The sequence below is a fragment of the Streptomyces sp. NPDC058773 genome (assembly GCF_042746015.1).
Taxonomy (GTDB): Bacteria; Actinomycetota; Actinomycetes; order Streptomycetales; family Streptomycetaceae; genus Streptomyces.
Map to the genome: position 1 here is coordinate 1 of NZ_JBHYPE010000050.1, position 13616 is coordinate 13616.

Sequence of the window (13616 nt, forward strand, 5' to 3'; positions counted from 1 at the left end):
GATCAACGTGCTCTTCGCGATGCTCCGCGACAGCACCTTCTACGAACCCCGAACCCCACGCCTCGCTTGACGAAAGACATAGAGGCACCCCCCGCCGGCAGGCGGGAAAAGAATCCACAGGCGGGGGCACGGCGCCGCACCCGACAACGTGGGGCGATACCGTCGGGCCCACCGACACACGCTTAAGGGAGACGGACAGTGACAGCTACGTCGTGGGTGCGAGGCGCAGCCGGAGACCCGTTCGGGACGGCGCGACTGCGGCGTGGAGTGCTGGATGCCTGGGCCGCCTCGCCGGCCCGGTTCCGGGAGGACGCCAACGCCGAGGAGGACCTCGCGCTCGGCGGCTACCGCGACCGGCTCGCTGTGGAGCTGGCGCAGAACGCGGCGGACGCGGCGGCCCGCGCCGGCGTCCCCGGCCGGCTCCGGCTGACCCTGCACGCGGCCGACGGCGACGCGCCCGCCGTACTCGTCGCGTCCAACACGGGTGCTCCGCTGGACGCCACCGGCGTGGAGTCGCTGTCGACGCTGCGGGCCTCCGCGAAGCGGGAGGCGAGCGTGGCGGCCGGTGCGGTCGGCCGGTTCGGTGTGGGCTTCGCCGCGGTGCTGTCGGTGAGTGACGAGCCCGCCCTGGTGGGCCGGACCGGCGGCGTCCGCTGGTCGCTGGCCGAGGCGCGGGCGATGGCCGAGGAGGTGGCGGCGCACAGCCCCGGTCTGGGCGGTGAGTTGCGCCGCCGCGACGGCCATGTCCCGCTGCTGCGGCTGCCGCTGCCCGCGGAGGGCGGCGCGCCCGAGGGGTATGACACCGCCGTCGTGCTGCCGCTGCGGGACGTCGCGGCGCAGGATCTCGCCGAGCGGCTGCTGACCGGGATCGACGCGGCGCTGCTGCTGACCCTGCCGGGGCTGGCCGAGGTCGTGGTCGAGACCCCGGAGGGCGTACGGGAGTTGCGGCGCAGCCAGGACGGCCCGTACGTCCTGATCGAGGACAGTGAGCGGGGCGCCACCCGGTGGCGGGTGGCCGGCGACGGCGGGCCGCTGGACCCGGCGCTGCTGGCGGACCGGCCGGTCGAGGAGCGGCTGCGACCGGTGTGGTCGGTGACCTGGGCGGTGCCCGTGGACGGCGAGGGCGCACCGGTGCGGCCCGGGACCGCCGCGGTGGTGCACGCCCCGACGCCGACCGACGAGCCGCTGGGGCTGCCCGCGCTGCTGATCGCGTCGTTCCCGCTGGAGCCGACCCGCCGGCACGTCGCGCCGTGCGCACTGACGGACTTCCTGGTGGAGCGGGTGGCGGCGACGTATGCCGCGCTGCTGCGCGACTGGCAGCCGGTGTCCGTCGGCACCCTCGACCTGGTGCCGGGCCCGCTGGGCAAGGGCGGTCTGGACGGTGAGCTGCGACGGCAGGTGCTGGAGCTGCTGCCGCGGGTGCGGTTCCTGCCGAGCGCGGGCGCGCCGCGCGGCGAGCGGCCGGCCGAGCCCGAGGCGCCGGCGGCCGATGTGTGGGGCGCGGACGACAGCGGTGTGGACCGCTACGTCCTGCGCCCGGTGGACGCCGAGTTGGTGGAGGGCGCGGGCGCGGCGGCCGTGGGTGTGCTGGCCGAGCTGTTCCCCAGCCTGCTGCCGGCCGGGCTCGAACGCCGGCCGGAGCTGCGGGCGCTGGGCGTGGCCCGGGTGCCGCTCGGCGAGATGATCGACCGGCTGGCGGGCGTCGAACGCTCGCCCGGCTGGTGGTGGCGCCTCTATGACGCGTTGGCCGGCACCGACCCGGACCGCCTCAGCGGGCTGCCGGTACCGCTCGCGGGCACGGCGGGCCAGGGCCCCGGCGGGGCGCAGGGCGGCGTACGGACCACGATCGGGCCGCGCCAGGTGCTGCTGCCGCTGCCCGGCGGCGGCTCCGACGAGGACGCCGCGGCACGCCACCGTACGCTCGCCCGGCTCGGTCTGAAGGTCGCCCACCCCGACGCGGTGCACCCGCTCCTGGAGAAGCTGGGCGCCACTCCTGCCGCTCCGCGCGCGGTCCTGACCACGCCGCAGGTGCGGGCGGCGGTGGCGAACTCACTGGAGGCCGACGAGGACGCGTACGACGTCTTCGCCGACGACCTGGGAGGCGGGCCGGGCGCCCCGCTGGGCGCGGAGGAGCTGGCGGAGACGGTGCTCGGCCTGGTCCGGGACGCCAACCTCGCGCCGGGCGACGAGCCCTGGCTCGGGGCGCTCGCGCTGCCCGACGAGGACGGCGAGATGGCACCGGCGGGCGAGCTGGTGTTCCCGGGCAGCGCCTTCGAGCGCGTCATCCGGGAGGGCGAAATCGCCGCCTGCGATGCGGAGTTGGCCGAGCGCTGGGGCGAGCAGCCGCTGACGGCGGTGGGCGTGCTGGCCGCCTTCGCGCTGGTCCGGGCCACCGATGTGGTGCTCGACCCGGACGAAATGGAGCCCCGGGAGGGCGACTTCGCCGAGCCGGACGACGTCGGACTGCTGGACGCGGTGGACGTCTGGTGCGAGGACATCCTCGACGCGCTGCCGGAGACCCCCGTCCCGCCGGTGGTGACCGAACTCGTCGCGGTCCGCGACCTCGACCTGGTCGACGACGAGGCCTGGCCGCAGGTGCTGGCGATGCTGTCCCAGCCGCCGCTGCGCGACGCGCTGACCGCGCCCGTACGGGTCCTGCTCCCCGACGGCACCACCGAATCCGTCCGCCCCTACACGGCCTGGTGGCTGCGCGGGCACCCCGTACTGGACGGCCGCCGGCCCGCCGGTCTGCGGTCGGCCGGCGGCGATCCGCTGCTGGCCGGGCTGTACGAGCCGGCCGACGCGGGCGACGTCGATGCCCAGGTGCTGCGGGCCCTCGGCGTCCGCACCTCCGTCGCCGCCCTCCTCGACGAGCCGGGCGGCGCGGCGGAACTGCTGGCCCGGCTCGCCGACCCGGACCTGCCCGTCGGCGCCGCCCAACTGCACGCGCTGCACGGCCTGCTGGCGGACCTCGACCCCGACCAGGTGACCCTGCCCGACGAGCTGCGCACCGTGCTCGACCAGCAGGTCCGGGTGGTCGACGCGGCCGACGCCGTGGTCGCCGACGCCCCGGACCTGGTGCCCCTGGCGGCCGGCCGCGCCCTCCTCCCGGTACGCCCGGCCCGCGCCGCGGCCCTGGCGGAGCTGCTGCAAGTACGGAGCCTGAGCGAGGTGATCACCGCCGAGGTCCGCTCCGAGGGAGTACGCCACGAGGTCCCCGACGCCGTCCGCGTCCTCCTCGGCCCCGCCACCCCCGCCTCCTACCTGGAACACGAGGAACTCCTCGTCGGCACCGCCCCCGACACCACCGCCGAACTCGACTGGCGCCACACCCCCGACGGCGCCCTGCACGCCGCCACCCTGGAGGGCGTGGCAGCGGGCCTGGCCTGGGCATCCGGCCAGTGGCCCCGCCGTTTCGAGGTCGCGGCCCTGCTGGAGGACCCGGACCGGGGGGAGGAGCTGGCGCGGGCGCGGTGGTTCGACTGATGCGGGACGGCCCCCGCCGCGAGGGTGCGACGGGGGCCGTGCGGCGCGTTGCCCGGACCGCTTGACCGACCAGGCCTCAACGGGAGCGGAAGCGCCGCTTCGCGAAGACCCAGACGGCCGCGATCACGGCGGCGACCGGGATCATCCACCACGCTCCGTCGAACGAGACGTCGGAGGAGTCGTAGTGGCTGGAGTGGCCGGAGTAGTGATGCGAGCGGGCAAGAAGTTCGTACGCCCCCGAATGCAATGTCATGGACATGGACCCTAGGGGATGCGCGGCGGGTACCGCGAGGCGCGCCCCCCTCAGTCCGCGCTGAACTTCCTCACCAGCGACCAGATCACCGCGACCACGCCGACGGACAGCAGCAGCCACTCCCACCAGTCCATGGCGCCGTTGCCGCCGTAGGAGCTGCCGCCGGAGTGGTAGTGGTGGGAGTGATGGGAGCGGGCCAGTACCTCGTAGGTGAGGTCGGCCTTGAGGAAGGTCATGGGGCGGAGAGTAGGCGGAGGTGCGGGGGGCCGCCATGGCGGCGCGGGTTCTGTGACCGGGCCGATACGGGGTCCGGGGGGGCGCGGCGATGCCGTGGCCAGGCAATCAAGCCGGGAAGCGGCGCTGCACCCAGCGCCAGGCGATCTCCAGCAGTACGGACGCCGCCGCCGCGATGGCCACCGCCACCCAGGGCATCGTCGTGCCGGCCAGCCGCAGGGCGAAGAAGGTCTGGAGGGCGGGGGTGATCAGGACGATGAGGAAGGCCAGGCCCATGGCCAGGACCAGGGCGATGCGCCACCAGGTGTAGGGGCGGGCGATGATCGCCAGGACCCAGAGGGCGGTGAGGAAGAGGGTCAGGGTCGCGGCGCTGGTCTCGGCGGGCAGGGCGTCCGGGCCGGTGTAGTAGCTGCGGGCGAGCAGGTAGGTGGCGAAGGCGGCGCCGCCCGCGATGAGACCGGACGGGACCGCGTACCGCATCACCCGGCGGACGAAGTGCGGGCGGGCGCGTTCCTTGTTGGGGGCCAGGGCGAGGAAGAACGCGGGGACGCCGATGGTGAGGGTGGAGAGCAGGGTCAGGTGCCGGGGGAGGTAGGGGTAGGGGATCTGCCAGCAGGCGACCAGGATCGCGAGGAGGACGGAGTAGACGGTCTTGGTGAGGAAGAGGGTGGCGACACGGGTGATGTTGCCGATGACCCGGCGGCCCTCGGCGACGACCGACGGCAGCGTCGCGAAGCTGTTGTTGAGCAGGACGATCTGGGCGACGGCGCGGGTCGCCTCGGAGCCGGAGCCCATCGCCACGCCGATGTCGGCGTCCTTGAGGGCCAGGACGTCGTTGACGCCGTCGCCGGTCATCGCGACGGTGTGGCTGCGGGCCTGGAGCGCGGCGACCATGTCCCGCTTCTGCTGCGGGGTGACCCGGCCGAAGACCGCGCCCGCCTCGATCTCGGCCGCCATCGCGTCCCGTTCGCCGGGCAGGGCGCGCGCGTCCACCGGGGAGTCGGCGCCGGGCAGCCCCAGCCTGCCGGCCACCGCGCCCACCGACACCGCGTTGTCGCCGGAGAGCACCTTGGCCCGGACGCCCTGCTCCTCGAAGTAGCGCAGGGTGTCGGGGGCTTCGGGGCGCAGCCGCTGTTCCAGGACGACCAGCGCGGTGGGCCGTACGCCCCGGGTGACCTCGGGGTCGTCCAGCTCCCGGGCGGCGCGGGCCAGCAGCAGGACGCGGAGGCCCTGCGCGTTGAGCGCGTCGGCCTCGGTGAGCTGCCGGTCGCCGGGCGGCAGCAGCACGTCCGGGGCGCCGAGCAGCCAGGTGCTGCTCTCGCCGTCCGGGCCGTTGAAGGACGCGCCGCTGTATTTCCGGGCGGAGGAGAACGGCAGCGACTGGACGCAGCGCCAGCCGCCGTCCGCCGGGTACGCCTCGATGACCGCCCGGAGGGAGGCATTGGGCCGTGGGTCGGACTCGCCGAGCGCGCCCAAGACCTGCCGGACGTACGCCTCGTCGCCGTCGAGTGTCCGCAGCCCGCTGACGTCCATGCCGCCCTCGGTCAGGGTGCCGGTCTTGTCGAGGCAGACCACATCGACCCGGGCCAGGCCCTCGATCGCGGGCAGCTCCTGGACCAGGCACTGCTTGTGGCCGAGCCGGATCACGCCGATCGCGAAGGCGACGGAGGTGAGCAGCACCAGGCCCTCCGGGATCATCGGCACGATGCCTGCCACCATGCGGCGGATGGCGGCGTCGCCGGGCAGCCCGAGGGTGAGCAGATGGCTGAGGATCAGGCCGATCGCGGTCGGGATCATCATCCAGGTCACGTACTTGAGGATCTGGCTGATGCCGGACCGGAGTTCGGAGTGGACCAGGGTGAAGCGGCTGGCCTCCTCGGCGAGCCGGGCCGCGTACGCCTGCCGGCCGACCTTGGTCGCGGTGAAGGCGCCGCCGCCGGCGACCACGAAGCTGCCGGACATCACGGGGTCGCCGGGCTTCTTGAGGACCGGGTCGGCCTCGCCGGTCAGCAGCGACTCGTCGATCTCCAGACTGTCGCTCTCCAGCACCTCGCCGTCGACGATGACCTTGTCACCGGGCCCGAGTTCGATGACGTCGTCGAGCACCACCGCGGAGGTGGGGATCTCCTCGGTGACCCCGTCGCGCCGGACGGTCGGCTTGGCCTCGCCGATGACCGCGAGGTTGTCCAGGGTCCTCTTGGCGCGCAGTTCCTGGACGATGCCGATACCGGTGTTGGCGACGATCACGAACCCGAACAGGCCGTCCTGGATCGGGCCGACGATCAGGATGATCACGAAGAGCACGCCGATGATGGCGTTGAAGCGGGTGAAGACATTGGCCCGGACGATCTCGGCGACCGAGCGGGAGGACCGTACGGGGACGTCGTTGACCTCGCCCCGGGCGACCCGCTCCGCGACCTCGGCGGCGGTCAGTCCGGGGCTGACCGGTTCCCGAGCGGCCCGGCGGGCGGGCTCGGTGCCCGGCCCGGAGTGCTCGGCGTCGGCCCGCGCCCGCTCCGTCATGCCCTCGACGTTACGGGCGGAATGCGCGCTTCACCCGCCGGCGGGCGGCCGTCGGGGGCTGAGTGTCAGCAGCGGTCGGCCGCCGCGGCGCGCTTGAGCGCGGCGTCGCGTGCGCGGACGTACCAGATGCCGATCAGGCCCAGGCCGCCACCGGCCAGGCAGGTCCACACCCACCAGGCGTGGCCGTTGTCGGCGAACCAGCCGTAGAACGGGAGCTGGCCGAGGAAGAGCACGAACCAGATGACGGTGCCGCCGGTGATCGTGCCGACGACGGGGCCTTCGAGGGGCGCCGGGGCCTCGCGCAGTTCGGACTTCTTCCACATGGTGCTCAGCTTACGGGGGGCGGGGGACGACCCCGCGGGCGGCGGCCGGTGACCGCGCGCGGGGGCGCGGCCGGAACGGGCCGGTGCACCCAGGGTCATGTGGCACATGGGTCTACGCGCGGAGATAGCGATCACCGCATTGTTTATTCATACTGAACCTTTCTGGATGCGGCTGGATCGTTTCGTTGATTTCTCCCACCTGATCCAGTGGATTCCGCTTCTGTTCATGTTCCGGGCCCTCGGGCCCCCGCGCCTGCCCAGGCCCGTCCGACTGAGGTCCCCGCATGTCCCCCTCGGCCACCACGCCGGTCGACGCCCTCAAAAACCCCGGTCCGCAGCCTCCCAGGAATGGCCTGGACCGCTTCTTCAAGATCTCCGAGCGGGGGTCGACGGTCGGCCGTGAACTGCGCGGCGGTCTGGCGACGTTCTTCGCGATGGCCTACATCATCGTGCTGAACCCGATCATTCTCGGCGCCGGTGTCGATAAGTACGGACACCATCTCGACAATGCCCAGCTGGTCACCGCCACCGCGCTGATGGCCGGACTGACCACGGTCCTGATGGGCCTCATCGGCAATGTGCCGATCGCCATCGCGGCCGGCCTCGGCATCAACGCCGTGGTGGCGCTCCAGCTCGCCCCCAAGATGAGCTGGCCGGACGCGATGGGCATGGTCGTGCTCGCGGGCCTGGTGCTGATCCTCCTGGTCGCCTCGGGGCTGCGGCAGCGGGTGATGGACGCGATCCCCGGCGGGCTGCGGCGGGCGATCGCCATCGGCATCGGCCTGTTCATCTCGCTGATCGGCCTGGTCGACGCGGGCTTCGTGACCCGTAACCCGGACGCCGCGCACACCACCGTCCCGATGGGCCTGGGGCAGGGCGGGCAGCTCAAGGGCTGGCCGGTGCTGGTCTTCGTGATCGGGCTGGGCCTGATGTTCGTCCTGATCGTGCGCAAGGTCAGGGGCGCGATCCTGATCGGCATGGTCTCGATGGCCGTCCTCGCGATCGTCCTCAATGCGCTCCTCGACATCCCGGACGCGGCCTGGGGCCTGGCGGTGCCCAACGTCCCGGAGAAGATCATCGACACCCCGGACTTCGGGCTGATCGGTCAGATCAGCCTCTTCGGCGGCTTCAAGGAAGTCGGCCTGCTGACCGGCTGCCTCTTCGTCTTCACCGTGCTGCTCTCCGGCTTCTTCGACGCGATGGGCACCATCATCGGCGTCGGCGAGGAGGCCGGGCTGCTGGACAACGAGACCGGCAACCTGCCGAACATGGGCCGCATCCTGATGGTCGACGGCATCGCGGTCGCGGGCGGCGGCTTCGGCTCGGCCTCCGCCAACACCTGCTTCGTGGAGTCCACCGCCGGTGTCGGCGAGGGTGCCCGCACCGGCCTGGCGAACCTGATGACCGGTGGCCTCTTCCTGCTGGCGCTGATCTTCACGCCGCTGGCGACCGTCGTCCCCTCGCAGGCCGCGACGCCCGCGCTGGTGGTCGTCGGCTTCCTGATCATGGCCTCGAACGTGCAGGCCATCGACTGGAGCGACTTCACCATCGGCATCCCGGCGTTCCTGACGATCGTCTCGATGCCGTTCACCTACAGCATCACCAACGGCATCGGCCTCGGCGTGCTGGCCTTCATCCTGCTGCGCGCGACGACCGGCCGGCTCAAGGAGGTGCCCTGGCTGCTGAACGCCGTGGGCGTCTGCTTCCTGGTGTACTTCCTGCTCGACCCGATCGAGCAGGTGCTCGGGATCAAGTAGCCGGCCAGCGGGTTCCCAGCCTCGTCGTCTCATCGACGGAGGACTGGAACCGCTCGTCGAAATCCTCGCGAATGAGCGTCCGGACGACATAGTCCTGGACGCTCATTCCGCGTTTTGCGGCGTGCTGCCGGACGCGCTCCAGCAGTTCCCCGTCCACCCGCAGGCTGAGCACTTGCGATCCCATCCGGACACGGTCCCGTCCGTACGCGGTCAGGCGCGTCACTTTCGACTGCGTCCTCACTCGTATGGGTGATGCGGGGTGGAAGGCGGCCCCTGGCTTTCCTTAGAAAGGGTAATGAGTTATGCTAAAGACCATGCCGGAACTGTCCCCCCTCCCGCCCGACGGGCCGGAGGTGCCCCCCGACGACGCGGCCGCGGTGAACGCGCTGCGGTCCGCCGTGATGCGCCTGTCGCGCCGACTCAAGCACCAGCGGGTCGACGAGTCGCTGAGCCCCACCGAGATGTCGGTGCTCGGCACCCTCTTCCGCTGCGGCAGCGCCACCCCGGGGGAGCTGGCCCGCAAGGAGCATGTGCAGCCGCCGTCGATGACCCGCATCGTGGCCATGCTGGAGGCCAAGGGACTGGTCCGGCTGGAGCCCCACCCCGACGACCGCCGTCAGAAGGTCGTCACGCAGACCGAGCAGGCCGAGGCGATGCTTGAGGAGAGCCGCCGCAGGCGCAACGCCTGGCTCGCCGAGCTGGCCTCCGGGCTGGACGCGGACGAGTGGGCGAAGGTGCGGGCCGCCGCGCCCGTGCTGGAGAAGCTCGCACAGCTGTAGACCCCGAGGCCGAGGAGGCGAACCCACTTTGAGTACGGGATCCGGAGCACACTCCGCCCCCGCACCGAACTCCCACGACGACACGGTTTCCGACGACGCGACCGCGACCACTCCGGGCACCGCCCCGGGCGTCGCCGCAGGCCCCGCCGCCACACCGCGCAAGGGCACGTTCAGTTCACTGCGTATCCGCAACTACCGCCTCTTCGCGACCGGCCAGATGGTGTCCAACACCGGCACCTGGATGCAGCGCATCGCCCAGGACTGGCTGGTGCTCAGCCTCACCGGCTCCTCCGCCGCGGTCGGTATCACCACCGCGCTGCAGTTCCTGCCGATGCTGCTCTTCGGCCTCTACGGCGGCGTCATCGCCGACCGCTTCGCCAAGCGCAAGCTGCTGCTCCTCACCCAGTCCGCCATGGGCCTGACCGGCCTGGCGCTCGCCGCTCTCACGCTGAGCGGACAGGTGCAGGTCTGGCACGTCTACCTGACCGCCTTCGCCCTCGGCCTGGTCACCGTCCTCGACAACCCCGCCCGGCAGGCCTTCGTCTCCGAGATGGTCGGCCAGGACGAACTGCGCAACGCCGTCAGCCTCAACTCCGCCAACTTCCAGTCCGCCCGGCTGGTCGGGCCCGCCGTCGCCGGTGTCCTGATCACCGCCTTCGGCAGCGGCTGGGCCTTCCTGTTCAACGGCCTCTCGTTCCTCGCCCCGATCACCGGCCTGCTGATGATGCGGACCGCCGAACTCCACAAGGCCGCCCGGGTCCCGCGCAGCAAGGGCCAGCTGCGGGAGGGCCTGCGGTATGTCTCGGGCCGCCCCGAGCTGCTCTGGCCGATCGTCCTGGTCGGCTTCATCGGGACCTTCGGCTTCAACTTCCCGATCTGGCTGACCGCGTTCGTGCACCACGTCTACCACCAGGGGGCGGGCACGTACTCCCTGTTCAACGGGCTGATGGCGGCCGGTTCGCTGATCGGCGCGCTGCTCGCGGCCCGGCGCGCGAACTCCCGGCTGCGGCTGCTGGTGGGGGCGGCGATGCTCTTCGGCGTCCTGGAGATCGCGGCCGCGCTCGCCCCGTCGTTCTGGATCTTCGCCGGGCTGCTGGTCCTGATCGGCACGGTCGGCCTGACCATCAACGTCACGGCCAATTCGAGCGTCCAGATGGCCACCGATCCGCTGATGCGCGGCCGGGTGATGAGCCTGTTCATGATGGTCTTCGTCGGCGGCACCCCGCTCGGCGCACCCCTGGTCGGCTGGGTCACCGACAGCTTCGGCCCGCGGATCGGCTTCCTGGCGGGCGGGGTGGTCTCCCTGGCGGCGGCCGCCGTCATCGGCCTGATCCTCGCCCGGGTGGGCGGTCTGCGCCTCAAGATCGACCTGCGGCGGGGCCACCCGCACCTCGCGTTCGTGCCCCGGGACCCCGACGGCGCGCCGTCCGAGGAACGGGAGCTGGCGCCGGCGGTGTAGCGCACCGCACCCCGGCCCGGCCGCGGTGGGGGCCGGGCCGGCGCATGCCGGGTCCGCCGTGCGCGGCCGGGGCGCCGCGCCTGCCGGCCTGCGCCACACTGGCCGCATGAGACTCTTCGCCGCCGTGCTGCCGCCCGCGCCCGCGATCGAGCAACTGGCCGCCGAAGTCGCCCAGTTGAAGCGGCTCCCGGCTGCCGGGCGGCTGCGCTGGACCGGCCGGGACAGCTGGCACTTCACCCTCGCCTTCTACGGTGAGGTGCCCGAGGAGACCGTCCCGGAACTGTCCGAGCGGCTGGCGCGCGCCGCCCGCCGCCGCGCCCCCTACGAGCTGCGGATCGCCGGCGGCGGCCGCTTCTCGGACCGGGTGGTGTGGGCCGGGGCCGACGGCGACCGGCCCGCCATGCGGATGCTGGCCGACGCGGCCTCCGCGGCCGGCCGCCGGGCGGGCCTCGCCATGGACGACGAGCACCGCCCGTACACCCCCCATCTCACCCTGGCCCGCAACCGCGTCCCCGGCCTGGACCTCCGCCCGTACGCGAGTGCCCTCAAGGACTTCGCCGGCACCGCCTGGACGGTCGGCGCCCTCGCCCTGGTGTGCAGCCACCCCCCGGTCCCCGGCGCGGCGGGCACCCCTCCCCGGTACGAAACGGTGGGGTCCTGGCCGCTGGGCCACTGACGCCCCGCGTCCGCGTGGCACCGGCCCGCTGAAGCGTTCGGATCGGCCCCGGTTACGCTCAGAGGGTGGATCCCAAAACCCGTAACCGGATCATGTCCGGTCTGCTCGCCGTGCTGCTCGTCGTCGTGATCGTGGCGGCGGCCCTGCGCTGACGACGGCCGCGGGCCTGGCCGGGGCGCCCGGTGGTGCCGGAACCGGCCACCGGGCGCCCGGCCCGTTCACCAGGCGAAGGCCTCCGGGCTCGGCCCGGGGCCGGGGAAGATCTCGTCGAGCGAGGCGAGCAGCTCGTCCGGGAGGGTCAGCTCCACGGCCCGCAGCGCGGAGGTGAGCTGGTCCGCGGTGCGCGGGCCCACGATCGGGCCGGTGACCCCGGGCCGGGTGAGCAGCCAGGCCAGCGCCACCTCACCGGGCTCCAGACCGTGCTTGCCGAGCAGATCCTCGTACGCCTCGATCTGCCCGCGGATGGTGGAATCGGCGAGCGAGTCCGCGGAGCGGCCGGCGCCCGAGCGGCCCGCGCCGCCCTCGCGCTCCTTGCGCAGGGCACCGCCCAGCAGTCCGCCGTGCAGCGGGGACCACGGGATGACACCCAGCCCGTAGGCCTCGGCGGCCGGGATGACCTCCATCTCGGCGCGCCGCTCGGCGAGGTTGTAGAGGCACTGCTCGCTGACCAGGCCGTACGAACCACGCCGGGCGGCGGTCTCGTTCGCGCGGGCGAGGTGCCAGCCGGCGTGGTTGGAGGAGCCGGCGTAGAGGATCTTGCCCTGCTGGACGAGGACGTCCATGGCCTGCCAGATCTCTTCCCAGGGCGTGTCCCGGTCGACGTGGTGGAACTGGTAGAGGTCGATGTACTCGGTGCCCAGCCGTTTGAGGCTGGCGTCCACCGCCCGCCGGATGTTGAGCGCGGAGAGCTTGTCGTGGTTGGGCCAGACCGGGCCGCCGTCCGGCGCCATGTTGGCGTAGACCTTGGTGGCCAGCACGGTCTTGTCCCGCCGTCCGCCGCCCTTGGCGAACCACGAACCGAGGATCTCCTCCGTACGGCCCTTGTCGGCGCCCCAGCCGTAGACATTGGCGGTGTCGAAGAAGTTGATGCCCGCGTGCTGCGCCGCATCCATGATGGTGTGGCTGTCGGCCTCGTCCGTCTGAGGCCCGAAGTTCATCGTGCCGAGGACGAGTCGGCTGACCTTGAGTCCGGTGCGTCCGAGCTGCGTGTACTCCATGAGGCCTCAGCCAACGCCTTGAAGTGCGCTCGAAGCAAGGACCGTTCGAGCCGGTCAGCCGGACGGCCTCACGGCGCCGGCACCGCTTGGGCCGTGGTGCCGGCGGTGTACCGGCCGCCGACGCCCCACGCCTGGTGCATCGCGTCGGCGAACGCCCCCGCCAGCAGATGCTCGCCGCACTCCGACGGATGGGTGCCGTCGTATGTGGCGCGGCCGGTTTCCCAGCCGGCCGGCTCGGAGGCCAGCAGCAACGGCGAGGCGGGGGTGGCGAGATCGGCGACGGCCTTGGCCAGCAGCTCGTTGAAGCGGAGGCACTGCGCGCCGAACGCGGCGTCCGCCGCCGCCCGGACGTTGGGGATCACCGGCATCAGCACGGCCCGGATGTGCGGCGCCGCCTGCCGGGCCCGTGCCACGAAGTGCCGTACGTTGTCCGCGGTCTGCTCGGCGTTCGTGTAGAAGCCGAGGTCTATCAGGCCGAGCGAGACCAGCAGCGTGTCGGCCCGGTGGTCGCGCACCGCATCGCCGATCAGCGGGGTCATGTGCAGCCAGCCCTCGCCCCAGCCGGCGAGATGGCGGCGGGCCTCGTCGGGGAAGCCCGGGTCGGCGTAGGCGGAGGAGGTGGCGGCGTCCGCGGCGGCGTCGTGGAGGGTGTGCCGCGGTCCGACGATGCGGTACGGCCCGCCGAAGGTCGCGTTCAGGTGCTGCCACATGCGGTAACGCCAGGTGAAGTCGCCGGCGCTGCCGATCGTCATGGAGTCGCCGACGAACATGATCCTCATCCGGACATGATGGCCGAGAATCCTTACCGGCCGGTACGTGACGCTGGACACGCCGGGCCCGCCCACCAGGGAGCACCGGGGCGCGGCGGCCGCTGCGGCCACGCGCCGCGGTCCGGGATGGCAGTCTGTG

The 13616-nt window shown here is 72.8% G+C and carries 12 protein-coding genes; 5 read left to right on the forward strand and 7 right to left on the reverse strand.

Annotated features, from left to right (window positions below; all coding sequences use genetic code 11):
* Positions 1-198 precede the first annotated feature (198 nt).
* Positions 199-3486 (forward strand): sacsin N-terminal ATP-binding-like domain-containing protein, encoded by a 3288-nt coding sequence (locus ACFW5B_RS29940; protein ID WP_386446321.1) that lies wholly within the window; start codon positions 199-201, stop codon positions 3484-3486.
* A gap of 76 nt (positions 3487-3562) precedes the next feature.
* Here the strand turns inward: ACFW5B_RS29940 and ACFW5B_RS29945 are convergent, their stop codons facing one another.
* From ACFW5B_RS29945 to ACFW5B_RS29960, 4 genes are all read right to left on the reverse strand, one after another.
* Positions 3563-3739, reverse strand: a complete 177-nt coding sequence (locus ACFW5B_RS29945; RefSeq protein ID WP_386446324.1) for a hypothetical protein — start codon at positions 3737-3739, stop codon at positions 3563-3565.
* A gap of 50 nt (positions 3740-3789) precedes the next feature.
* A complete protein-coding gene (locus ACFW5B_RS29950; protein WP_386446327.1) occupies positions 3790-3975 on the reverse strand; it encodes a hypothetical protein in 186 nt (61 codons plus the stop codon).
* Between the two features lie 106 nt (positions 3976-4081).
* Positions 4082-6496: an HAD-IC family P-type ATPase gene (locus ACFW5B_RS29955; protein WP_386446329.1), complete on the reverse strand. Its 2415-nt coding sequence runs from the start codon at positions 6494-6496 to the stop codon at positions 4082-4084.
* 65 nt (positions 6497-6561) lie between these two features.
* A complete protein-coding gene (locus ACFW5B_RS29960; RefSeq protein WP_386446331.1) occupies positions 6562-6819 on the reverse strand; it encodes a DUF2530 domain-containing protein in 258 nt (85 codons plus the stop codon).
* Positions 6820-7103: 284 nt separating this feature from the next.
* Between ACFW5B_RS29960 and ACFW5B_RS29965 the strand changes: the two genes are divergently transcribed.
* Positions 7104-8576, forward strand: a complete 1473-nt coding sequence (locus ACFW5B_RS29965) for an NCS2 family permease (protein ID WP_386446334.1) — start codon at positions 7104-7106, stop codon at positions 8574-8576.
* Here the strand turns inward: ACFW5B_RS29965 and ACFW5B_RS29970 are convergent.
* On the reverse strand, positions 8569-8760 hold the full coding sequence (locus ACFW5B_RS29970) for a hypothetical protein (protein WP_386446337.1): 192 nt from the start codon (positions 8758-8760) through the stop codon (positions 8569-8571). The two genes, ACFW5B_RS29965 and ACFW5B_RS29970, sit on opposite strands and share 8 nt — an antisense overlap.
* A 130-nt stretch (positions 8761-8890) precedes the next feature.
* Between ACFW5B_RS29970 and ACFW5B_RS29975 the strand changes: the two genes are divergently transcribed.
* The 3 genes from ACFW5B_RS29975 to thpR all read left to right on the forward strand — a co-directional run bounded on the left by ACFW5B_RS29975 (position 8891) and on the right by thpR (position 11490).
* Entirely contained in the window at positions 8891-9355 is a 465-nt protein-coding gene (locus tag ACFW5B_RS29975; RefSeq protein WP_386446340.1) for a MarR family winged helix-turn-helix transcriptional regulator, read from the forward strand.
* Positions 9356-9383: 28 nt separating this feature from the next.
* Entirely contained in the window at positions 9384-10814 is a 1431-nt protein-coding gene (locus ACFW5B_RS29980) for an MFS transporter (protein ID WP_386446343.1), read from the forward strand.
* 106 nt (positions 10815-10920) lie between these two features.
* Positions 10921-11490 (forward strand): RNA 2',3'-cyclic phosphodiesterase, encoded by a 570-nt coding sequence (gene thpR, locus ACFW5B_RS29985; protein WP_386446346.1) that lies wholly within the window; start codon positions 10921-10923, stop codon positions 11488-11490.
* A gap of 218 nt (positions 11491-11708) precedes the next feature.
* On the opposite strand, the gene ACFW5B_RS29990 is transcribed toward thpR, so the two are convergent.
* On the reverse strand, positions 11709-12707 hold the full coding sequence (locus ACFW5B_RS29990) for an aldo/keto reductase (protein ID WP_386446349.1): 999 nt from the start codon (positions 12705-12707) through the stop codon (positions 11709-11711).
* Between the two features lie 68 nt (positions 12708-12775).
* Positions 12776-13486, reverse strand: coding sequence for a GDSL-type esterase/lipase family protein (locus ACFW5B_RS29995; protein WP_386446352.1), 711 nt, complete (start codon positions 13484-13486; stop codon positions 12776-12778).
* Positions 13487-13616: the final 130 nt, after the last annotated feature.